Genomic DNA, 24827 nt, shown 5'->3' with positions numbered 1-24827 from the left:
ATGGTTGATAGCTAAATATCATAAAAGTTCCCATTGGGCGAGTTTGTCTCTGAATTCAAGAAAACGTTTAGATCTATACTTTTCGCAAATTATTAAAAACGGAAGATCGTAAAGCTACCCCTGCTTCCGCTTTACAATTTTTAGCCACAATGAGGTCGTTGTTTAAATGGGCATGTAAACAAGAATATATTGAGACTAACTCATGTATTGGCATAGAAAATCCAAGGTATAAAACTGATGGTTTTAAAGCTTGGACAGTAGAAGACATGCAGAAGTTCCGTAGTTATTGGGCAATTGGAACTATGCCGAGATTGGCTTTTGAATTTATATTGCTTACAGAATTACGATGTTCTGATGCTTGTCTAGCTGGATATCAACATCTAAAAGGTAATATCCTTCTCTAAAACTCAGGAAGGCGGTTTTTAAACCTATATAAAACTCTATTCCCCCATCAGTTGTATATATTGTTCTAATAGTGAATAAAGAATGATTATGCTATAAAATAGCCTATTCAAAATGAAATATTTAGATACTCATCTGGGATAATGATTCTTTGTTTATATACATTTCATCTATATGAAGATACTAATGTTTTAATAAAAACAATATGATGAAATTATAGAATGGATTGTATACTATGAAAAAAGATTAGAGCTGTTTTTTCAAGCAACCGTCATGTTCACTGGATTGGCCTGTGACTCAGGTTTTATATCCAAGCATTATCTAATGATGTATAATAACAGAAGATTTCATATATAAAATTAATTCGATTTAAAACATTTTATATTAAATAGTTTTACAGTACGTACAAGTTCACTATATTTTTTTATGATGCATAAGATTTCGTACTAAAAAAACTTGATGACTATATATCTTTTTGATATTTTTTTGTTTATATACTCTTTGCTATGTTTTTGTTTTCATGATTTGTTATATCAATATTCCATAGTATATATCTTATTGATATAAGAAGATTTGTTATATCAATATTCCATAGTATATATCTTATTGATATAAGAAGAGGAGAAAAAAAGTGCTTTTGAACGGAATGGTTACACTTAATAAAAAACAAAAAACTTATCTCTTGTACTTATCCTCAGTGCTGATTGGAATATTTTTCGGCATGAGTCATTACGCTATACTAAATGAAATAGCTGAATTTATTGTAAATATTTTTATTAGAATTTTTAAATTTATCAGTCTGCCATTGATATCATTATCTTTAATTGTAAGTTTTTCTAAATGTTCTCCCGAAAAAGGAATGATAAAATTATGGGGTAAAACCGTATTTTATACAATTTTGACAACGTTGTTAGCAGGATGTGTTGCATTATTCATGTATAAGATAATTTCTCCTTCTAACATGATCATAAAGCCAGCAGAACCTATTGTGATTCACCAAGGTAGTTATCTGCAATATATTGAGAGCTTAATTCCCAGTAATATTATATCTCCATTTTTAGAAAGTCAGGTTATAAGCATTTTGCTTATTTCTGGTGCTATAGGCATAGCTACTCATTTTATAAAAGATAAGAATATAAAACGTTCTACTGTTATTATTATCGAAGGAATCCATAGTATATTTCTAACGATAACCAATTGGATTATGAAAATAATTCCAATTGCTTTAAGTGGTTTTATTGCTGTCACGATTTTACAATTTAAAAAAGGACTCAACGTATCAGGATTAGGAGAATATTTATCAGTAATAATTTTAGCTAATCTTACACAGGGAATTATTGTATTACCGATAATATTGTATATCAAAGGTTTTAATCCTCTTACCGTGTTCAAAGGAATGTTCCCTGCGTTAATTGTAGCTTTTTTCTCTAAATCTTCAGCGGGTACTTTGCCTGTAACAATGAAATCTGCAGAGGAAAATCTAAATGTTGATCCTCAAGTCAGTAGGTCTATCTTACCTTTTTGTACCTCTGTTAACATGAATGGTTGTGCTGCTTTTATATGCATAACAATGCTTTATGTAATGCAAAATAACGTTATAGAAATAGTATTCCCAACTACGTTTTTATGCGTTCTAATAGCTTCTCTCGCTGCGATTGGTAATGCAGGAGTACCAATGGGATGTTTTTTCTTAACTGCAAGTTTACTAACAAATATGGGCATACCAATTGATATAATGGGCATGATTTTACCATTTTATAGTATATTAGATATGTTAGAAACTTCATTAAATGTTTGGTCTGATTCTTGTGTAACTGTTATAGTAAATAAAAATTATACGGATTCATATGTTGAAAATGAAAATGAAATTGTAAAAAGTGATGTTGTATAATAAATTTTTCAAATAAAAGTATCATATAACAATAAAATATTATGAAAGTAACTTATATAAGGAATCTATAAGTTACTTCATTATTTTAAAAATCATCATTTAGTTAACATGGGGATTTTAGATTATCGTAATGAAGATAAAAAATGCTCTTCATTCATTATTTCAATACCTAATTTACGTGCTTTATCTAATTTTGATCCAGGGTTTTCACCAACAATAACAATATTAGTATGCTGCGAAATAGTATTAGATACTGTAGCACCTAACCTTTCAACATATTCTTTAGCTTTATTACGTTTAATTTTCTGAAGGGTTCCAGTAAATACTACTTTCTTATTATTAAAAATAGAAGTGCTAAAATTTTCTTCATTACTATTCAGGACAGAAGGATTAACTTCATTTAATAGATCATCTATAGCACTAACATATACAGGATTCTGATAAAATTCTACAATCTCCTGAGCTACTATATCTCCTATCAAAGGTACTTTTTTTAAAGAAAACCATGAATTATCTTTATTTGCTATAATATTATTTATTTCATTTTTAAAATTTTGATAAGAACGATAGTGCTCTGCTATAGATCTGGCAATTTCTATCCCGACGTGTCTAATACCTAAAGAAAAAATAAATCTATGCAAAGAAATATCGCGTCTTTTATTAATAGCATCGTAGAGTTTAGATACACTTACGTATCCAAAACCTTGAAAATATTCAAGTTTTTTAGTTGCAGTTTGTTGACGACGCTGTAAAGTAAAAATATCAGCTGGCATCTTAATAGAAAGAGAAGGATCTTCTGATTTAAATAAAAAATCAAGCTGTTTTTTCCCTAACCCTACTATGTTAAAAGAATCTTGCGATACGAAATGTTTGAGATGTTCTAATTGTTGGGCTGAACATATAAGTCCTCCAGTACAACGATGTGCAGCAACAAATTTTCCTGTTTTAATGTTTAAATCACGAACTACCTTACTTTTACAGACAGGACAAGAAGATGGGAAAGAAAACTCTTTGGCATTAATAGGTCTTTTTTCAATGATGACATCAAAAACTTTTGGTATAACATCTCCTGCCCTTTTGACAAGTATCATATCCCCTATTCGAATATCTCTTCCTTCGCGAATTACTTTACCAGATGAATCTAACCCTTTTATGTAATCTTCATTATGCAATGTCGCATTGGTTATAAAAACCCCACCTATATTTACTGGTTCAAGACGAGCTACTGGAGTAAGAATACCAGTACGACCAATCTGAATATCAATATCTAAAAGACGAGTGCACGATTGTAATCCTTCGAGTTTATGCGATATCATCCAACGTGGACTTCTTGAACGTTCTCCTAATTGTTTTTGCAAAGAAAAATCATCTACTTTATAAACTACTCCGTCTATATCATACGGAAGAGAAGAACGTATTAATTCCATCTCTTTATAATAAGATAGAATGCCATTTAAATTGTTTGCTTGGCAAATGTTATTACTGACATGAAAACCTAAATCCTGCATCTTTTGCAACATTTCATACTGACTTTCTGCAAAAACATCAGATGTTTTTCCTATTCCATGGACAAAAAAATTCAAATATCGATTAATATTAGTAGGATTTAGACAACGTAACAAGCCAGAAGCCGTATTTCTAGGAGTAGCATAAGGTTTTCGTTTGAGAGAAATCATTTCATCATTAAGATCAAGAAAATCATTTTTTGCTATGTAAATTTCACCACGAACTTCTAAAATTTCTGGAACTTTTAATAGCAAATTTTTGGGAATAATCTTAGAAGAAATAGAATGAATATGAGCACTGACATCTTCTCCTATATAACCATCACCACGAAGAGCAGCATGAACAAATTTACCCTTTTCATATCTTATACTAATTGCTACTCCGTCAATTTTAGGTTCAAGAGTAAAAAAAATGCTATTATCAACCTCCTTGTTGAAAAAACGATAAATTTTATTTATGAAATTATTGATATCTTCTGTAGTAAAAGCCTTTTCTGATGATAACATTGGAATCGAATGATTAATTTTAAATAAAATTAGATCTGCTTCTCCTCCTATTTTATTTAGAGGACCATTAGGATTTTCAAATCGTGCTAAATCAGGAAAAGCTCTTGCAATAGCATCGCGACGCTCTGTTAATAAATCATATTCAAAATCTGATATCTGAGGTTTTGAATGATAATGATAAAGATCATCATGATATGAAATATCCAGTTCAAGAGAAGATAACTCTTTTTTAGCTTGTTCAATACTCAATTCGGCTATTGGAATAAATTTATGGTTTTTCATTATTTAATATCCAAAGTTTTCCAAAATTAAGAACAATTTTTATAAATATATGTGTATGAATATAAAAAGAAATGAATTATTTTTTATTTAGACAATTCTAAAAGCATTTCTGCAGCAGCTCTTGCTTCTTCGGTAACATGACTTCCAGCAAGCATCCTAGCAATTTCTTCACGACGTTCTTGTGGGCTAAGAACTTCAATATATGTCTTTACTCTCTGCATAACATTATCTGGTTGATTTTTTTTATAGACAAGAAAATGCTTATCAGCACGTGCAGCCACTTGAGGTGCATGTGTTATAGCCAATAACTGTATTTTTTTTGATAATTGCTTTAAGCGATATCCAATAGCATCTGCAACAGCTCCTCCTATCCCTGAATCTACTTCATCGAACACTAAAGTAGGAATTGATCCTTGATCAACTAAAACTACTTTTAAGGCTAATAAAAATCGCGATAATTCCCCACCTGATGCTAATTTCATCAAAGGCCCAAAACCTTCTCCTATATTAGTTTGAACATAAAATTCTACCCTATCAATTCCATCAGCAGAAATATCTTGTATATCTGATGTAATATTTACCTTAAAAAACACATTTTCTAATTTTAAAGCAGGCATTTCTTCCATAACTTTTTTTTCTAATACTTTGGCAAATTTATGACGTGTTACAGAAATATTTTTTGCAGCATAATCATAATTTTTTCTAGCTTCATCAAGAGCTTGTTCTAAAAAAACAATTTTTTCATTTCCTCTACCAATATCAGCAAGATCTTCTACCATTTTCTTTTCTAACTCAGGTAACTGATCAATAGTAACAGAATACTTACGGCTCATTGCTCGCAATGAAAAAAGACGTTCTTCAATATTTTCTAATTCTTGAACATCATATTGAACTTCTGAAAAACTATTTTCTATTTCATGCTGAGCATCAGATAAATTCTCTTGTGCCTCATTTAAAAAAGAAATACTTTTATTTAATAAATCATGAAATTCAGACCCTTTGCGCTCTAGTTTACGTAACATGGATGATATGATTGAAGTAGGAGAAGAAGATTGTTGAAACTCATTGATAATACTTGATAATTCAACAGCAAGACGCTCTTTTTTTAATAGTTTAGAACGCATTTCTACTAATTCATTTTCTTCTCCTGGCTGTACTGCAAGGGCTTGTAATTCTTCTACTGCAAATTTCAAAAATTCAACATCCTGAGAAGAATTTGCTCTTCGTTCTTTATAATCTTTCAAAGCATCCGAAGCGTGACACAAATTACGGTATAGTGTTCTAAGTTTATTAAGAGAGAGCTCAATATTAGCATAAGAATCAAGTATTCTTCGATGACCACTGACATCAAGCAAAGCACGATCTGAATGCTGACTATGAATATCTATTAAAAAAGATCCTATAGCCCGCATAAAATTAACACTTACTAACTGCTCATTCACATAGGCTTTGGTTTTTCCATCAGGAAATTGCACACGACGTAAAACAATACAATCTTCAATAGTAATATTAGATTCTTTGAATAAATTTTCCAATTCTTGAACACGAGGAAAATCAAAAATAGCAGTAACTTGACCTTTGTCCGAATGACGACGAACTAATGCACCATCGCCTCTTCCTCCAGTTACCAACAATAAAGCATCTAATAAGACAGATTTCCCTGACCCAGTTTCACCACTTAATATGGATAATCCTGCAGAAAAATCGATATCTAAAATATCTATAAGCACAATATTACTAATTGAAAGATGCTTCAGCATAAGAACAAACTATACTTAAAAAATCAAATGATTAGGGATACCATTAGTTTGTGTTCTTCGATTGAACAAGTTTTCCAGCATATTTAGACCAGTAACCCTGCGGATAACATTTTTGCATAGCACCAAACATATCTCTTGCCTCATCAATTAGATCAAGAGAATAATAAGCCTCTATAAGTCTAACCATTGCCTCTTCTACTTGTTCTGTATCAGAATAATTTGAAATTAAAGATTGAAATCTTAGAACAGCAGATTCATATTCTTCTTGTTTCATATAATAAATTCCTATCTCCATTTCCTTGGCAGCCAATTGATTTCTACCAACAGAAACATAAAATTTAGCACCATTGAAATAAGGAGAATTTTTATATTTTGAAACAATTTGACCCATATACTCTAACATTAAATATGTAGGTCTTTGATCATAATACACATCACGTATCAAATTAAGATAAGACATTCCAACAAGATAATATACGTAATCAATATCTTGTGATTCTGAATATTGATCAATATATTGTTCTCCAATCGTAGCAGAGTTTTGGTATTTCCCTGCACTATATTCAGAGAACGCAGCCATCAATAAAGCTTTACGAGATACATTAGAAAATGGTAAATCTTTTACAATTCCAATAAAAATCTTATATGATTGTTCAAAATCTTGCTCTTTTATTAATCTTACCGCTCTCTCATAAGAATCACGTTGATATTTAACATTTACAACTGCGCCAAGAGAATAATCATCGGTGAATTGTTTTTTACAACTCACCAAAAGTAACAAGGTACTAGTAAAAAATATAGTTAAAGCAAATTTATACAACTAAGGTGCTCACTCTTCGAAAAATAAAAATATCTACACTAAGTACTATTTAAAGAATCAGACTAATCAAAAATAACCCATAAATCAACTAATACTACATTTAAATATCCAAGTAATATTCTTCACTAACAACCATATAACTTAGAGCTATCTACAATTTCATAGGCACTTTTATCTGCAAATAGAGCACACAAAGCCATATGATTAATCTTATGACTTACTCGATGGGCACGATAACATCCTATCACGAGATATCCTGATAAAGCTATATCACCGATTGCATCCATTGTCTTATGACGAACAAATTCCTGACCTGAATACCTTAATCCTCCGCTATTTATAACTTTATCATCATCAGAAATAACAATACTATTTTCCAAACATGACCCCAAAGCACAACCTGCTTTTTTATAGCGATCAACATCTCGTAAAAAACCAAAGGTACGAGCAGAACAAATCTCGTCACAGAATACCTTGGCAGATAAATTTCCTTTCCATTGTTGGAAACCTATTAATTTACTATCAAATTCAATAGATATTTCAAAGCGCATAGAAGAATGAGGAATAAATTCTGCCCAAGATTTATCATTGGTAACGCGAATATGTTTAAGAATACGCAAATAACGGCGCTTATCTTTTAGTTTTTTTATACCAACACGCTCTATACATTCTACAAAGGATATAGCACTTCCATCCATAATGGGAATTTCTATCCCATCAATTTCGATGATAACATTATCAATGCCGTAGGCATATAGTGCTGCCATCAAATGTTCAATAGTATGAATTTCAAAGGAAGAAGATCTTATAGTTGTACTTAAAGAAGTATCAGCAACATTATTCCATAAAGCTAATAAAGTTGTACTACTACTTCCTAATTTCATAGACTTAAATAATATTCCTGATCCTTCTGGTGCAGGAAATAATTTTAAAATAGTTGTTTTACCAGAATGAACTCCTATTCCTTTAATAATAATATGATCTGCAATTGTATGCTGTGCTTGACTAGTTTGTAACATTTTACGTTTATCACCTATTTTTAGGATAAAGCTACCACTAGTTGTATAAAATTATCTAAATTTAAATGCATAAGTTAATTAGATTGACGACGCAAAAACGCAGGTATTTCTAATTGAGATTCTTCGTAATTAACATTTAATTTTGATTTTATACGAACATTACTATCTACTTTTTCGGGAATAGAATGATCTTTTTCCCTTAAAATAGAAATAGAAGAATCATTTTGTTTATTAATACTATCATCCATTTTTACATCAATATTCTCATTCAAACCAAAAGCACATGCAATGCGTTTAAATAAAGCCATAACACCCCGTTCTTCTATAGCATTATCCTTTTTTTGTATATTCATAGATTGCTGATATATGAAACCTTGCGGATCAGAAGATTCTGGAATAATACTTTCCTCTAATAACAATTCTTTATTAGTATCTTTTGCTAAAATACTTTTTTCATTATAAAAGTTTTCTTGATCTTTTGCAAAATCATTATTTTCAACTATCTTATTATCACGAGTAATCTTAGAATCATTCATCGACAATTTATGAGAAGAAAGATTTAGAATTTTATCGCTTGTGAAAGATTCATATTCAGAATTAGAAGATTCTTCATGATCATTATTCTTTTTTTGAAAACGATTTTCTATTCCCGTTGCAACAACAGATACACGAATTACGCCTTCAAGAGCTTCATCAAAAGTAGCACCAAGAATAATATTAGCTTCGGAATCAACTTCTTCACGAATACGTGTTGCAGCTTCATCAACTTCAAACAATGTGAGATCACTACCTCCAGTAATTGAAATCAACAATCCTTGAGATCCCTTCATTGATGCGTCATCAAGCAATGGATTAGCGACAGCCGCTTCAGCTGCTTGGACACCTCTTCCATGACCAGAAGCCTCTCCTGTTCCCATCATAGCACGTCCCATATTCTGCATTACAGAACGGACGTCTGCAAAATCAAGATTAATCAATCCCTCTTTAACCATCAGATCAGTAATACATGAAACACCCGAATAAAGAACTTGATCTGCCATAGAGAAAGCATCGGCAAATGTTGTTTTATCATTTGCAATCCGAAATAGATTTTGATTAGGAATAACGATTAGTGTATCAACCGTTTCTTGCAAGGCTTCTATTCCTAATTCTGCTACACGCATACGACGAGAACCTTCAAAGTGAAAAGGCTTAGTAACAACACCAACAGTTAAAACACCTTTACTCCGTGCTATTTTAGCAATGATAGGCGCTGCTCCTGTTCCTGTACCACCTCCCATGCCTGCGGTGACAAAACACATATGCGTTTTATCTAAAGTCTTGGTAATTTCATCAATACACTCTTCTGCAGCAGCACGACCAACTTCTGGATGAGATCCAGCCCCTAAACCTTCGGTTATTCCAGATCCAAGCTGAATTACATGTTCAGCTTTAGACATCATCAAAGCCTGAGCATCGGTGTTAGCGACAATAAAATCAACCCCCTGAAGACCTGAAGAAACCATGTTATTTACGGCGTTTCCTCCTCCACCTCCCACACCAAATACAGTTATACGAGGCTTTAATTCAGTTATATCTATATTAGAGTGTTTTCCAACCATTGTACTTATTCCTTCTAATTACCTAATATTTGATTTTAACACGGCTAAAATAATATTATGATCTATTCCTAACAATCCAAAGTAATATTCAAATCATGAACTATATCGAAACCAATTCTTTAACAAAGGAATTTTTTCTATATTCCAAAAAGAGGAATAATCTTCAACATAATCTACTTCTCTTGCAATAAATTGCGGATAAACCATTAATCCTATTGCTGTTGCAAAAGCCGGATTTCTTGCTGGGAATGGTAATCCTACAACTCCTAAAGGACTTCCTATTCTAACATTAGAACAAATATTATGCCTAATCATCTCTTGTAAGCCAGTAAGTTGACTTGCTCCTCCAGTCAATATTATACGCTTACCTTTTAAAGAGCTAAATAATGATTTCTTAATACGATCTTCTATTAATTCAAAAGTTTCTTCGATACGTGCTCGAACTATCCTTGAAATCATAGCTCTAGAAACCTTAACAATATCATCTTGATCAGAATTACCTATACTAGGAATAGAGAGTAAATCATGTTCATCAACCATACTAGGAATAATACTAGCATTCATAACCTTAAGACGCTCAGCATTATCTATAGATATAGACAAGCCACGAGCCAGATCATTAGTTACATGTGATCCTCCAATAGCGATAACGTCAGTATACAATAACTTACCTTTTTCAAAAACAGCTATCTTTGTTGTTTCACCTCCCATATCAATGACAACAGAACCTAATTCAAATTCATCATTAACAAGAACAGCTAAACCACTAGCATAAGGAGATGCAATCATTTTTTCTACCGAAAGATGTGCACGATTAATAACTACTTCTAAGTTTTTCATTGCAGATTTTTCTACTGTTATCATATGCATATCCATACCTATTCTTTCAGCAAACATTGATATAGGTGATGTTATTCCGAATTTTCCATCCAATGAATAATCGGTTATGATAGAATGCAATAAAGAGCGCTTTTGATCACATGAATAATGTTGAGAAGATTTTATCAATGTCTTAATATCAGATTTTTTTACTTCTCTCCATCCTACTTTCATATCAACAGAATGCTGACTAGATTCTAAACGTCCAGCAGAAATATTTACAAGAAGACTATCAACAGTAAAACCTGCCATCTGTTCTGCAACATCGACCACTTGGCGAACTACTTTTTCAGCAGCATCAATATCAATGATTGCCCCCATTTTTACGCCATGCGATTTCTGACATGCGATACCAATAATTTCAACACGATGTGTTCTTTCAGGCAAAAAATCTGTTGTATGAGGCACAAGCATTCCTATTATGCACACAGTCTTAGTAGAACCAATATCTAATACAGATATGACATATGTGCGAGTAGACGATAAGCCATTAGTATAATTTGACCTAAAAGGTATGCTAAAAAGATCCATTATCCTATCCTATTCAATTCTTTATTACGCGTATCAACAATCTCTTGACGATCTATAAATGAACCCATTGTCAAACGAATAGTAAGACGATCTGGTAATCTCATATCAATTACGGATATATCTCTATCCAAAATTTTATATTTATCTTGTAATTCTAGAATATTAGATATTGCTGTATTAAAGTTTTCCTCTGGAAGCTTAATAATTATCCCATTATGTAGATGCAAATCCCAACGCCTTTCAGAAATCCAATTATATGCCTTAACCAGCTTGGTTATTGATCCTATAGTTGATAATTTTTCAAAGCTTTTAATTGCTTGTTCGATATTTTTTCCAACTAACACAGGAAGATGTGAGAATCTTGTATTATCTAATAAAGAAATAACACGGCCATTCTTATCAATAAGGTAAAAATTAGAATTATTTTGCCATATCGCAAAAGGATTACGCTCTACAAGGCGAATTTCTATCGTATCTGGGTATATTTTATGAATTTCAGCATTATCAATCCACGGCAAAGATAACAAATTCTTTTGAGTTTTAACCGCCTCAAAGGAAATCAAAGAAGTTGACGAACGAAGATTTAAACAACGTATAATATCTACTTCTGACGTTTCGACATTACCCAGCATTCTTATCTTTTTTATTGAAAAACCAATAAAAGAATCAATAATATTAATAACTGTATTCGTGTGACCCCCAACAAAAACCCCATATATCCCAGAGATTGCAACAAAAAAAACAAATAAAACAACACCGAAATACGGAGGTAAAATCTTTTCTAATAAGGAACAAAAGTTTAGAAAATTTCTCATCTCTCCCAAACCCAACATACAATATAAAGACAACGAGATTCCAATAGCAAAGCCAAATCTCCGATTAATTACTAAATATCTGTGATTCAACGCAAACATGACGCATCCTCCACCATCCATAATAATAATTCCTGAAAAGAATACCCAGAATGTGCAGCCATCTCTGGAAATATAGAAACAGGCGTCATACCTGGTTGAGTGTTAATCTCTAGCCAGAAAATTTTTCTTGAGACAGGATCAAATATAAAATCCGATCTACTAATCCCACGACAGCCAATAGCATTATGTGCTAAAACAGACATTCTCTGTACTTCTTGATATATATCTGATGGAATTTTCGCAGGCAAAAAATGCGTAGAATTCAAAGATGAATATTTCAATTCATAGCTGTAAAAACATGATTTTGGTATGGTGATTTCAGTAATATCTAGTGGATTCTCTCCCATAACACCACAAGTTAATTCAATACCATCAATATATTGTTCAATTAGTAATTGATCTCCATATTTCCATAAAGAAGATTGCAATATATCTAGAGGAATAGATTGATCTTTTTCTACTAATATAATTCCTAAAGAAGAACCTCCTTTCAAAGGCTTGATAACATAAGGAGGCGAAATCAGATGCTGAGAATTCATTGTAAAACGATTAACTAGAATCGACTGACAAACTGGCACATCATAACATTTTACGATTTGTTTAGCACGCATTTTATCCATAGATAAAGCAGAAGCTAAAACTCCAGAATGAGTATATGGGATCTCCAAAAACTCTAGTATTGCTTGTACAAAACCATCTTCTCCGAAATTTCCATGCAAGACATTTAAAGCCAGATCTGGTTTTAAATGTTGTAAAACTGATACTATAGAGCGATCAACATCTATCTGGCTTACTTGAAATCCCGCATCTTCTAAAGAAGATGAACAAGCTTTTCCTGAAGACAAACTAACGTCTCTCTCTGTAGATAGCCCTCCCATTAGAACAGCAACGTGTGTTCTTTTTGTTATTTTTTCATTTACCATAAATTAATCTACAATATGCCGAATTGAATTACCTCAATGATCAATCTGATATGTAAATACATCAAGGTTAATGAAGCGTTCATTTTCCTTAATTTTTTATAAAAAAAACACTATTTTCCCATATAAAGATTACATTAGAAATAAAAATCATATGAAAATACTACTTACTAGATAATTGACAGCATTAAATAATTATTAATTGACCCTGATAGTTTTGAGATATTAATGGCTGTATTAATATAAAATTAATTTATCTTTACTGTTTGGAATATACTATAAAGGAAGTAAACATAAAAAAAAATTTTATATTTACATTGCAATAATAATTGCGACACTAAATGTATTTGGTTTTAAATAAATGAGTAAAAAATGGAAGAAAAAAACCATGCAATATTATTATATTTTAATCCATAGATAAGTTTAAAAAATAATATAATGAGAACTCCCCAAAAATATTCTGTCTATCCTGATGACCAGAGAGGCGTTTGGTTGGATATAAATACATCAAGACAGACAGATATATAGATAGATATATAATATAACTTGTGTGAAACATTTTTTTATTAAATTCCAATCACCATAATGTTTACATACTATATTTCAATGAATGTTATTTTTTATCAGCGAATGAAATTACCATAAAAAAATCACCTAAGATATAACGGTGATTTTAAATCTACTACTATCGATATCTTTTTTCAAAATATCTGCAATATGTGCAGACATTTCATTTAACCTATCACTATTTGTTTTGTCTTTGTTAAAATTGTATTCAATGTAGTTATCCTTATTATCAACACATAATTTTAAACTAAACCTTGTACCTTCGGTAGGATTAATTCCATAAGCAAATACAGTGACATTATCTAAATTTTTTAATAATCCACAAGCATCAAGGAAAAACCTAATCTGGGAATATTCAAACGCAAAAGTAATTGGAGAAAGTTCATCCTCTTCTGCAACTATAAACGCATATTTTCTATAATTGCTTTTATATCTTTCTTTTCTTATAGAATATCCTGAACAATCATTATCATATTTAGCAGTATCAATTTTTTTTTCATGCCTGGAATCATGATTTATATTATCTTTTAATAGTTCAGTAAAAAATTGATATGGATACTGATCCCAAACAATATATTTAGGAGCATGCGTAAGTCCCTGATAACCAGAATATAATGTAGTAAATTTATTGTAATCTTCAAAGTTTAAATTTCCTCTATACCAATACATCATAGAATTAAAATTAAAAGGAGCGATACAGAGGTGTCTTCGATTCATGTTCTCTAAAAAAAAATTGATAAATTTATACTTTAAAATTGTATCTTTATTATCAGAATCTTTCTGCAAAAAATTATCTTTAAAATGCCATGTAAAGAAAATTCCCATTAAAGGAATTTGTTTTTTATAAGAAAATTTTTTATGAATGGAAAATCGAAAATCATTGTTTGATTTTAATACATTTTTTAAAATTAATCCTGTAAATTTAGTATCCATAGCGATGTTAATTACAATATTAAACTCATTATCATGAATCTTAGTAACGGAAACATCAGAATTCTTGAAGGCTGAATCTATATCATCTTTACTTAAAAGACCTAAATCATTATAGGACTGCAAAGTTTTTTTTATTTCATTCTTAAAGAAATTTTCTCCAGAAGATTGATTTGTAAAATTTACATAATTTTTTTTAGTTGATTTATAAATTACATCGTAAACGATATCCTGCAAGTAAAGATGTTTATCCACTATAGATAAACAATCTACCAAAATATTGGTTATCACTACAAAACTGGATAATAAAACAGAAAAAATAATTAAAAAAGCACCTTTAGTGCTTTTTTTTAAACGTAGAAATTCTAATATTAAATTCCCTTTACGAAACATATGACACCTAAAATAAAATCTATAAAAAATAATATATAAAAAAATAACGTCTTGTTTTAATACAAAAATTATAGTCTATGTTAAATATCATTTCCCTAAATATAACAATATAAGAATATAATTTTCTTATTAAAAAATATTTTGAATGCTCAAATAATAAAATTTTTCTATAAAAAAAATTTAAATATCAATGATATATGAATATCAAATTCTATTTTTAAAATTGATTAAATTAGTAATAAATAAAAAATTAATATTATAATATTTGGAATGATACTGTATAAAAAAAACACTTTATCTCGATACCATGTTAGATAGCAAAATCTATTTCATATCTTGACACAATGATCTTTAATGAATAATAATTAAATAGCATGGGATCGGTATTCGCGATTATATAATTAGGTGCGGTTTTATCTTTAGATTTTTCTGCTGATCTTTCTTATGATTTCGAGTTATTGATCTTTAGGAAAATATTATTGTTTTGCATTCGAAAGGAAAATGGTAGTGCCGAAGGGTTTAATTAAGTGGTATGATTACCAAAAAGGATATGGTTTTATTACCTCCAGTGAACCTGGTGAAAAAGACGTTTTCTTACATAGATCAGCCGTAATGAGTGCTGGTTTACCTGACGTAAGAGAAGGACAGGAAGTAACCTATGATTTCGTAAAAAATGATGCTACTGGCAAGTATTCTGCAGAGAATATTAAGCTAGTTTAGTATTATTCCTATATTTGGAACATAACATCGTTATAAAATGCACCTAATTATTTTAGATTTTCTCATGTTATAGCGTTGTTATAGTTCCTGAGAAAAATTCTTTATTGCATAATTACCTTTTATTTTATCATCTATAGATAATAATCTATAGTATAGTGGTATTTTTTTATATATTTCTTTTTTTTAAAACTATCCCGCTTGGGCTTTAATTTATTTTTTATCAAAAATTCACAAATTAATCTTTTAAATATATCAAATACGGCATGTAACGTTCTCTTAAAAAGTAAAAGTATTACATTAGATTATTTTAAAAATATAAAAGTAACGTTATAGTATATAGATAATCTTAATTTGCTATTTTATTAAAATTATTTTTTTAGATACCGTAATTACGAAATAGCTCTAAAATAAGATGTAGCATACAATAACTTATTACTTTATCTACATGATAAAAATTGAATTACTTACATCAATAATATCTATAAATAATTGTATTTATCTACTTTATATAGTAGATTAGTACAATCGGCAATTTACTTGTTTAGAATAATTATAATATATAGATTTAATTGGAGTTATTATGATAATAATCACTTTTCTATATTTACCAAATAATTAAATATTATTTTAAATAACGTAATCAAGTTAATTTCTGTTTTCTTAACTCACCATCAAAAAAAAACGTGAATTTATCCAATGTCCAGTTATATTTTAAAAGTAACCTGTCCTTCTAACGACATAATTATATCTGTTATCCTGAAGTATTTATCTGAAAAAAAATGCAATTTACTAGACTTATCTAAATTTAATGATTCAGATACTAAACAAATTTTTATGCGAGTAAACTTTACTTTTAAAAATAACAACAAATGTATAGAAAATTTTATTTCAGACTTTCAACCAATAATACATAAATTCTCACTGCAATTTTCTATTCGAAACGCAAGAGAAAAAATGAAAACTATTATATTATTATCGCGTTTTGATCATTGTCTTAATGACTTATTATATAGATGGAATCTGAGTACACTTGCCCTAAACATAATTGGAGTAGTATCTAATCATCTGATACATAAAGAAATAGTCGACAACTACAATATTCCATTTTATTATATTCCTGTAACTAAGCAAAATAAAATACAGTCTGAAAGAGAATTAGTCGAAATAATAGATAAAAACAGTGTGGAACTAATGGTATTAGCTCGATACATGCAGATTATTTCTGATAAATTATGTCATAAAATGGAAGGAAAAATTATAAATGTACATCACTCGCTCTTACCATCTTTTAAAGGAGCCAATCCTTACAAACAAGCATATGAATCTGGAGTAAAAATAATTGGAGCAACAGCACATTATATAACGTCGGAACTAGACGAAGGCCCTATCATAGATCAAGATGTTATACGCATCACTCATTCAAATAGCGTTGAAGATTATTCAAGAATAGGAAAAAATATAGAAGCAAAGGTATTAACTAATGCTGTGAAAGCACATATTCAACAACGCGTTTTTATAAACAAAAGGAAAACTATCGTTTTCCCCTATTCTCAAAATAATTATTCTGAATAAAAAACCCTAATTTTATTTTCTAAGAAAATGAAATTCACATCTTCTCTTCTAATAATTTTTCTACGAAATCACCAATACCCCTTTTAAGACGACTACGACGTATCCTCTCAACTTCAATAATAGATTTTAATATTCTGAGAGATTCTTCTACATCATAATTGACAATAACATAATCATAGTCATTCCATTTCTTTATTTCTAAATAAGCATTATTTAATCTTAATTTAACTTTTTCTTTATCTTCTAGATTTTTTTCAGATCGTAAACTCAAACGAGAATATAATTCACTCATTGTAGGAGGCAAAATAAATACAGATACAATATCTGACTTCATATGTTTATGCATATTTTTAGCACCTTGCCAATCAATATCAAAGATCATATCCCTTCCATGAGATATAGTTTTTTCTATAGGATCACGCAAAGTACCATAAAAATTACCATGCACTTCTGCCCACTCTATAAAAGAATTAGATTGTTGTAACTCATTAAACTTTCTAATACTTAAAAAGTGATAATCCTTACCATCAATTTCATTAGGACGAGGAACACGAGTAGTGACACTAATTGACATATCAAAATTTTGATCAGATTTTAGTAGATGACTTGATATAGTAGATTTGCCAACTCCAGAAGGAGAAGAAACAACCAACATAATTCCTCTACGACAAATAATAAGAGGTGAAAAATGATCTTGATTCATAAAGTTACTCCATATCAAAATTATTTATAGAAATGATTTATTTATTTATTAAACACTAATCCCACTTTTACTACTTCAAGTCTATAGAAATATAGATATTAAATTTAATGAAGTAGATATTTTTAAATAAATATTTAATTTTAAAATAAAAAATAATTATATTATTCTATTAAATAATATAAATACTATTTTAATATAAATTATTATGTAATTAATTATTATAAATATCATTATTTAAATAAAAAATAATTATATTTTTATTTTTAATTATAAAATATACTTAAATTAAATTTAAAAATATTTATTTATATTTTAAATCATGTAATTAATATATAATAATATTATTTATTAGATAATTTACTCTAATTTTAAAATATTTTTTTAAAAAATATAATTTAATACATCAAAATAACTAAATTATAAAATAATAAATCTTATATATACATATCTATACTTTAATTTATTCATTTAATTGAAATACAGGAGGAAATTATATAAATGAAATTATTTAAACATCCTATCACATTATTATTGCTAACAACTGCAACATTATCTTCTTGTGGAGATAATTCTCCTGAGGCACAACCAATAACCCAAAAAGAACAACATAAAAGCGTTATGGATCATCTGGTAGATGCAGCTATAGACGTAAAAAAAGCCGCTCAGGAAGAACTGGATGAATTACTTCCTGGTACCAAAAATCCTTAATTAGGAGAAATAAAAACTGAAAAAGACAAATCAAATAATTCAGAAAATACTGAATTAAATTCCAACCCAACATCCGTAGAAACTTTAACATAAATATAAATTGAAAGAAGTATTCCCATGAAAAAATTAAATCACAAAATTATATTACTCTCTGCTATTACCACTATAGGACTAGCTTCTTGCCAAAATAGTTCTGATGCGTCTGATCCGATAACACCCCAAAAAGGAGGAGTGTTTGCTCATACCAAAGAGATAATTAATGATGCAACATCAGCAGCTAAGAAAAAAGCAGATGAAGCAATCGAGAAGGGTAAGAACGCAGCAGAGAAAATAGTCGATGAGACTAAGAAAAAAATAACAGAAGGAAGTGTAGAAGATAGTAAGTCACCTCATGAATCACCTAATAATACAAAATGAGATAATCCAGAGGATCATAAATTAGATTTGTTACTAGCTACTTCCAATCAAAATAAATCACTAACTAATATTCATGAAAGCACACAAAGTAATGATAATCCGTAACATTTAAAAAAAATAATTTTTAATAAAAAACTTACACAAAAAAATTCAATACATTATTTCCAAGATAATGTATTGAAATAGAAAACTACAGGATATTATAAAAATGAAACTATTACTATCAAAAGCAGCTCCGATAATTGCAATAAGCACATCTTTATTTTCTTGCGATTCATCTAAATCTGATCCTCTTAAAATAAGCAATAACACCCCAAATAAGATCGAAGCACTTAAAGCTCCTAAAAAAAACAAAACAGATAAAGTAAAAGAAATTACTAGTGACTTAATAGATCTAGGAATTGACTTTATAAATCCAGATGAAGAACAAAATACTCCTCCTGAAAGGAGTGATATTAATAAAATTTAAAATTGTCAATCATAAATAATATATTTTGAAGAAAGAAAAGACCGTAAATGAAAATGTTAAACAATAAATTTGTTTTTCTATGTGTGATTAGCATGATTCTTGCCTCTTGTGACGCTGTAGCTTCTGATGTTAGCCACCATAGCTCTGATAATTCACATAATCCCATTCCGAAACCAAATCCTCAACCTCATCCAGAACCTCCTCAACCTCCACCTAATCCTAATCCAAAACCTCCTAAACCTAAACCTAAACCTCGTCCAAAACTCTTAATAAGCCCATGGACTAAACCTGAAAGATAAATTCAATATAATACTATTTTGAATATCAATCTTAATTTATTTGAAAAACCTTCGGAAATAATAAAGTTATTTTAATAATGATATTTCCGAAGGTTTTCCTACACTATATAGGCATAACTATATTTTAATAATTATAAGCCCAATAACTTAAGTTTTCTATGCAATGCCGATCTATCCATCCCTATAAATTCAGCAGTACGAGAAATATTGCCGTTAAATCTATTAATTTGCGCTATTAAATAATTTTTTTCAAAAACTTCTCTCGCTTGACGCAAAGATAAATTAATAATTTGATTATCATGTTCCAGCAAAGTAATTGGAAAAAATTTATTAGTACTATCAACTAACATATCAGTGGTAATATCTAATTTAGAATTATTATAATTAGGAATAAAAATAATTTTTTCCAAATAACTTCTTAATTCACGAACATTACCAGGCCAATTATAATTCTGTAAAATTTCCATAACATCATTACTAATATAACGTATATTAATTGCTCCCCTTTGACAAATTTGACATATTAAATAATTAGCCAACAACGGTATATCTTCTTTTATTTCCACAAGAGACGGTACTCTAATTTGAAATGCAGATAAAATATAGTAAAGGTCTTCTTTTAATAAGTTTCTAACAATATAAATACGAGGATTAACAGAAGTAGATGATATAATTCTTATATCTAATGGAATGTTTTTTTTCCCATTAACACGCTTAAATTTACTTTCTACAAGAGCATCTAGAATCTTATCTTGTAAGCAACAAGGAATATTTACAATTTCATTAATATAAATTGTTCCTTGAAAAGCTTGTTCCAAACAACCAATTTTCTGCACTCCTCCTGCAGAATTTTCAATCCCAAACAAAGATATTTCCATAAATTCAGCAGACATATTAGCAGCATCAAAAAGAATAAAATCTTTTTTAGCTCTTAAGGATCCCCTATGAATAAGACGAGCTATTAGTTTTTTTCCAGAGCCTGCAGCACCAAAAATCATGACATGACTATTATTAATAGATACATTATTTACTGTTTTTCGAAGATTAGATATTGGTGCAGATTCACCAATGAGATTTTCTTTTATTTCTGAGGGAGAAGATATATTACTTATACGTGAAATTCCAATAACTTTGTCAATTATACGATAAACTTGATCTATCCTTATAGGCTTATCTATAAAATCAAATGATCCACGTTTAATCGATGCTATAGCCATATCAACATGTGATAAATCGGATATCATCACAACAAGAATACTAGGATAAATTTCCTTTACTCGATCCAGAAATGACAAACTATTTCCTATATATCCCACCATTCGGATATTTAATAAAACAAATTTTGGCATACAGTTCTTTATTTCTGCAAAAGCAGAATCAATATCATATGAAATATGAACAGTATATCCTATTTCTAGTAATATACTCGAAATAATATTGCTAATATCCTTGTCATTATCAATTATAAAAACATCATATTTTATATGATTATTTTCCTTTGTCATTAATAATCCCTATAGCTAATAAAATAGGAAAAACAATAAGTCATGTTTTATAAAAGATTTTACATCTTAATTATAAATATTAATCATACATCTTTATATTGTAAATAAAATTATTTTATACATATAATTGTATATTTATTATTTCAAAAAATCTTTCTTATAGAAGAAGAAAAAATATACCATTGATTCATAAACCTAGAAATTTCATTAGAATTAGAAAAAATTTTAAATCCATTATTCTGAGCATTTTTCAAGATACTCTCTGTAATACTAACAGGAATAAATGCAGCGAAAACATCTGGTGGAATATAACATATATCTTTTCTTGCCTTTAATAAGTTTTCTAATCCTAATTCGGCAAAAATCTTAATAGCAAGAGATATTCTATCTCTGTCTTGACCAGATAAAAAAGATTCACGATTCAGACCAACTGCCTCAAGAATATCTAAAGGAAAGTATAGATACCCCTTCTTACAATGTATTGGTAATTGACTAATTAATTGACCAATAAATTGAGCTATTCCTGCATGTTTAATAACGCTAAGAAAAGATGAACAATCCTTACAATCCAATATCATCGCAGCTATATAAATAAGATGAGATGCAATTTTAAATGAATAAATTTCAAATTTTTTACAATCAAAAATTGAACCACTAAATGGATCAAAAAAATGAGCTTCAACCATATCAAGGAATAACCAATATGGAATATTATACTGTCGAATAATAGATAATAATTCTACAGCAAAAGGAGATATACTGTCAGGAAGAGTATCTTCTTTAGATGATTCAAAAATATCTTTCCACCATTGTAAACGAATGTCTACAACTATTGGGTTGTTAGACACATATCGCAAGTTCATCAACTCTGCATTAAAATTATATAGAAAAGCTAGCAAAATACGATATTTTGACGGAGAAAGCAAACAAGCCAAATAACGATTATAATCTATATCCCGCAAGTTATGTAATACAAAAAGAGAATCTCTAGAAAAAGTTCTATTTTTTATATCAGTATTTTTTTTGAAAAAATTCAACATAATTACTAAAAAAAACACGAACTCATAGTAAATCATAATACAAAAAGTTGAAAATACTAAATGATACAACAAAATCTATCTTTGTATAAAATTGTATTATACAATGCTCAAAGGATCTATATCATTCCTAATATCTTCTGTTTCCATAGAAGCATTAGCAGAATGTTCAATTTCAAAACAAATAGGAGATGAAGCATTCTTATTAGGATTTAAGAAAACTTGAACAATACCACCGCCTTTTTTAAGTTTTCCAAAAAGAATCTCATCGGCTAGAGGTATCTTAATATACTCTTTAATAATCCTCTCTAAAGGACGTGCACCCATTTTTACATCATAACCATGTTTAACAAGCCAATTAATAACCTCTTCTGAAAAATTAAATGTAATGCCTTTTTCCTGTAACTGGCACTCTAACTGCATTATAAACTTATGAACTACTTGACGAATAATATCCGGAGATAATGCAGAAAAAGGAATAACAGCATCTAGACGATTTAAAAATTCCGGAGAGAAAAAATTTCTTAAAGCCTCTTTATCAGCATCATCATTATCTGACGAACCAAAACCTATCCTTGATCTAGACATTTCCAAAGCACCAGCATTAGTAGTCATAATCAAAATAACATTACGAAAACTAATATTTCTCCCACTCTGATCAGTTAACATGCCATTGTCCATAATCTGCAATAAAATATTCACAACATCGGGATGAGATTTTTCAATTTCATCTAATAAAACAACACTATAAGGATTTTGATCAACAGAATCAGCTAAAATTCCTCCTTGATCGAAGCCCACATAACCAGGAGGAGCACCTATTAAACGGGAAACAGCATGACGTTCCATATACTCAGACATATCAAATCGCAAAAGCTTTATGCCTAAACAAAATGCTAATTGTTTGCTTATTTCTGTTTTTCCAACACCTGTAGGGCCAGAAAATATATAACAACCAATTGGTTTATTTGGATTAGAAAGACCTGCTCTAGCTACTTTAATAGAACAGACAAGTTTTTTAATTGCTGCTGTCTGACCATAAATAACTCTTTCTAGATTACTTTCTAAATTAATTAATACGGAATCATCATCATTAGAAACATTCGTTGTATTGATACTACGACTCATTGATGCAATAGTTCTTTTAATATCCTTTTCAGTGATAAATTTTCTTCTTTTTGATACAGGTTGCAATATCTGAGAAGCACCAGCTTCATCAATTACATCTATAGCTTTGTCAGGAAGTTTACGAGAAGAAAAATGCCTTATTGATAATTCAACTGCTGCTTTGATTGCTTCCTTAGAGTATCTTAACTGATGATGTTCTTCAAAATAAGGTTTAATTCCCTTTATAATCTCAATAGCATCTTCAACTGATGGCTCGTCAACATCAATTTTCTGGAAACGACGAACCAAAGCTTTGTCTTTCTCAAAAAACTGACGATATTCACTATAAGTAGTAGCTCCTATACAACGCAAAATACCAGAAGATAGAGCAGGCTTTAAAAGGTTTGAAGCATCTATAGAAATTCCAGTAGCAGAACCTGCTCCAACAAGCGTATGTATTTCATCAATATAAAGAATAGCATTAGTACAAGATTCAATTTCTTTGACGATTTTTTTGATACGCTCTTCAAAATCACCTCTATAACGCGTACCAGCAATAAGATTCCCTATGTCTAATGAGAAAATCCTCGCACCTAATAAGGAATCTGGAACTAGACCATCTACGATTTGCTTGGCAAATCCTTGAGCTATGGCTGTTTTACCAACTCCGGGATCACCAACATACAACGGATTGCTTTTTGAACGACGACAGAGTATCTGTATAGTTCGATTAATCTCATAACGCCGACCAATAAGAACGTCTACTTTACCCTTTTTAGCTATTTCTGTTAAATCTACACAGTAAGCACTTAAAGCTGGGAAACGATCGGATTCTGATTGAAATTTAGAATCATTGACAAAGCCTTCACTCCCTGAATTAGAACTATTTATGTTCAAGGAAGATTGAAAATTTGTGAACTCTCTTCTTTTGCTTACACCGTGAGAAATAAAATTAACAGCATCGTACAAAGTCATTTCTTGTTCTTGTAAGAAATACGTAGCATGACTATCTGGTTCAGAGAAAAGTGCAACTAAAATATTAGCACCTGTAACAATATTCTTACCTATAGACTGAACATGAAGAACAGCTCGCTGAACAACTCTTTGAAAACTAGCAGTAGGCTTGCACTCTACACGAAAACCATCTTTCAATTTATTAGAGCGATCATTGTCTATGTAATTAATCAAGTCATCTTTTAGTACTTTGAGATCAACATTACAAGAAGCCATTACTTCTGATGCATCTGAATCATCGATTAAAGCTAACAACAAATGTTCTAAAGTTGCGTATTCATTATTTCTCTCATTGGCTAAAACCAATGCTTGGTGCAAAACTTTTTCAAGATTTTCTGAAAAAAAAGACAAGATT

Annotated in this window: 22 protein-coding genes; 8 read left to right on the top strand and 14 right to left on the bottom strand. The window is 29.8% G+C overall.

Going from position 1 to position 24827, the window contains the following annotated elements:
- Positions 1 to 73 precede the first annotated feature (73 nt).
- The gene (locus tag GY664_RS02200) at positions 74 to 268 is read right to left on the bottom strand and encodes a hypothetical protein (RefSeq protein WP_333947822.1); all 195 of its coding nucleotides are present in this window, start codon (positions 266 to 268) and stop codon (positions 74 to 76) included.
- Here GY664_RS02200 and GY664_RS02195 point away from each other — a divergent pair.
- Positions 267 to 404: a hypothetical protein gene (locus GY664_RS02195; protein WP_333947821.1), complete on the top strand. Its 138-nt coding sequence runs from the start codon at positions 267 to 269 to the stop codon at positions 402 to 404. The genes GY664_RS02200 and GY664_RS02195 overlap by 2 nt on opposite strands.
- A 629-nt stretch (positions 405 to 1033) precedes the next feature.
- Positions 1034 to 2293, top strand: a complete 1260-nt coding sequence (locus GY664_RS02190; protein WP_333947820.1) for a dicarboxylate/amino acid:cation symporter — start codon at positions 1034 to 1036, stop codon at positions 2291 to 2293.
- A gap of 122 nt (positions 2294 to 2415) precedes the next feature.
- On the opposite strand, the gene ligA is transcribed toward GY664_RS02190, so the two are convergent.
- The 9 genes from ligA to GY664_RS02145 all read right to left on the bottom strand — a co-directional run bounded on the left by ligA (position 2416) and on the right by GY664_RS02145 (position 14921).
- Entirely contained in the window at positions 2416 to 4587 is a 2172-nt protein-coding gene (gene ligA / locus GY664_RS02185) for an NAD-dependent DNA ligase LigA (protein ID WP_333947819.1), read from the bottom strand.
- A gap of 83 nt (positions 4588 to 4670) precedes the next feature.
- Positions 4671 to 6347 (bottom strand): DNA repair protein RecN, encoded by a 1677-nt coding sequence (gene recN / locus GY664_RS02180; protein WP_333947818.1) that lies wholly within the window; start codon positions 6345 to 6347, stop codon positions 4671 to 4673.
- Between the two features lie 43 nt (positions 6348 to 6390).
- Positions 6391 to 7167, bottom strand: coding sequence for an outer membrane protein assembly factor BamD (locus tag GY664_RS02175; RefSeq protein WP_333947817.1), 777 nt, complete (start codon positions 7165 to 7167; stop codon positions 6391 to 6393).
- 125 nt (positions 7168 to 7292) lie between these two features.
- Complete coding sequence (lpxC, locus tag GY664_RS02170; protein WP_333947816.1) at positions 7293 to 8186, bottom strand: UDP-3-O-acyl-N-acetylglucosamine deacetylase; 894 nt, start codon at positions 8184 to 8186, stop codon at positions 7293 to 7295.
- A gap of 74 nt (positions 8187 to 8260) precedes the next feature.
- A complete protein-coding gene (gene ftsZ, locus GY664_RS02165) occupies positions 8261 to 9787 on the bottom strand; it encodes a cell division protein FtsZ (RefSeq protein WP_333947815.1) in 1527 nt (508 codons plus the stop codon).
- 93 nt (positions 9788 to 9880) lie between these two features.
- Positions 9881 to 11197, bottom strand: coding sequence for a cell division protein FtsA (gene ftsA, locus GY664_RS02160; protein WP_333947814.1), 1317 nt, complete (start codon positions 11195 to 11197; stop codon positions 9881 to 9883).
- Positions 11197 to 12111, bottom strand: a complete 915-nt coding sequence (locus tag GY664_RS02155; protein WP_333947813.1) for a cell division protein FtsQ/DivIB — start codon at positions 12109 to 12111, stop codon at positions 11197 to 11199. Before GY664_RS02155 ends, ftsA begins: the two co-directional genes overlap by 1 nt.
- Entirely contained in the window at positions 12099 to 13034 is a 936-nt protein-coding gene (locus GY664_RS02150) for a D-alanine--D-alanine ligase (protein ID WP_333947812.1), read from the bottom strand. The genes GY664_RS02155 and GY664_RS02150 overlap by 13 nt, the downstream gene beginning before the upstream one ends.
- A 651-nt stretch (positions 13035 to 13685) precedes the next feature.
- The gene (locus tag GY664_RS02145) at positions 13686 to 14921 is read right to left on the bottom strand and encodes a CLIBASIA_04065 family virulence factor (RefSeq protein ID WP_333947811.1); all 1236 of its coding nucleotides are present in this window, start codon (positions 14919 to 14921) and stop codon (positions 13686 to 13688) included.
- A gap of 501 nt (positions 14922 to 15422) precedes the next feature.
- Between GY664_RS02145 and GY664_RS02140 the strand changes: the two genes are divergently transcribed.
- Positions 15423 to 15641 carry a cold shock domain-containing protein gene (locus GY664_RS02140; protein ID WP_333947810.1) on the top strand — a complete coding sequence of 73 codons (219 nt, stop codon included), beginning with the start codon at positions 15423 to 15425 and terminating at the stop codon, positions 15639 to 15641.
- A 696-nt stretch (positions 15642 to 16337) separates the two neighbouring features.
- Entirely contained in the window at positions 16338 to 17213 is an 876-nt protein-coding gene (gene purU, locus GY664_RS02135; protein ID WP_333947809.1) for a formyltetrahydrofolate deformylase, read from the top strand.
- A 34-nt stretch (positions 17214 to 17247) separates the two neighbouring features.
- Here purU and gmk read toward each other — a convergent pair whose 3' ends face one another.
- Positions 17248 to 17916 carry a guanylate kinase gene (gmk, locus tag GY664_RS02130; RefSeq protein ID WP_333947808.1) on the bottom strand — a complete coding sequence of 223 codons (669 nt, stop codon included), beginning with the start codon at positions 17914 to 17916 and terminating at the stop codon, positions 17248 to 17250.
- A 498-nt stretch (positions 17917 to 18414) separates the two neighbouring features.
- On the opposite strand from gmk, the gene GY664_RS02125 reads away from it, so the two are divergent.
- The 4 genes from GY664_RS02125 (at position 18415) to GY664_RS02110 (ending at position 19809) form a co-directional block, all read left to right on the top strand.
- Positions 18415 to 18624 carry a hypothetical protein gene (locus GY664_RS02125; protein ID WP_333947807.1) on the top strand — a complete coding sequence of 70 codons (210 nt, stop codon included), beginning with the start codon at positions 18415 to 18417 and terminating at the stop codon, positions 18622 to 18624.
- Between the two features lie 117 nt (positions 18625 to 18741).
- The gene (locus GY664_RS02120; RefSeq protein WP_333947806.1) at positions 18742 to 19041 is read left to right on the top strand and encodes an ATP synthase subunit B family protein; all 300 of its coding nucleotides are present in this window, start codon (positions 18742 to 18744) and stop codon (positions 19039 to 19041) included.
- Positions 19042 to 19249: 208 nt separating this feature from the next.
- Entirely contained in the window at positions 19250 to 19510 is a 261-nt protein-coding gene (locus tag GY664_RS02115; RefSeq protein ID WP_333947805.1) for a hypothetical protein, read from the top strand.
- A 47-nt stretch (positions 19511 to 19557) separates the two neighbouring features.
- Positions 19558 to 19809, top strand: coding sequence for a hypothetical protein (locus GY664_RS02110; RefSeq protein ID WP_333947804.1), 252 nt, complete (start codon positions 19558 to 19560; stop codon positions 19807 to 19809).
- Between the two features lie 131 nt (positions 19810 to 19940).
- Here GY664_RS02110 and GY664_RS02105 read toward each other — a convergent pair whose 3' ends face one another.
- From GY664_RS02105 to clpA, 3 genes are all read right to left on the bottom strand, one after another.
- Entirely contained in the window at positions 19941 to 21314 is a 1374-nt protein-coding gene (locus GY664_RS02105) for a sigma-54-dependent transcriptional regulator (RefSeq protein ID WP_333947803.1), read from the bottom strand.
- Between the two features lie 143 nt (positions 21315 to 21457).
- Positions 21458 to 22354, bottom strand: a complete 897-nt coding sequence (locus tag GY664_RS02100) for a squalene/phytoene synthase family protein (protein WP_333947827.1) — start codon at positions 22352 to 22354, stop codon at positions 21458 to 21460.
- A gap of 96 nt (positions 22355 to 22450) precedes the next feature.
- The gene (gene clpA / locus GY664_RS02095) at positions 22451 to 24823 is read right to left on the bottom strand and encodes an ATP-dependent Clp protease ATP-binding subunit ClpA (RefSeq protein ID WP_333947802.1); all 2373 of its coding nucleotides are present in this window, start codon (positions 24821 to 24823) and stop codon (positions 22451 to 22453) included.
- Between the last annotated feature and the right edge of the window lie 4 nt (positions 24824 to 24827).

The organism is Candidatus Liberibacter brunswickensis, from assembly GCF_036858155.1.
Lineage (GTDB): Bacteria > Pseudomonadota > Alphaproteobacteria > Rhizobiales > Rhizobiaceae > Liberibacter > Liberibacter brunswickensis.
Note: the sequence above shows the minus strand (reverse complement) of the source record. Positions and strands in the feature narration are given on the sequence as shown.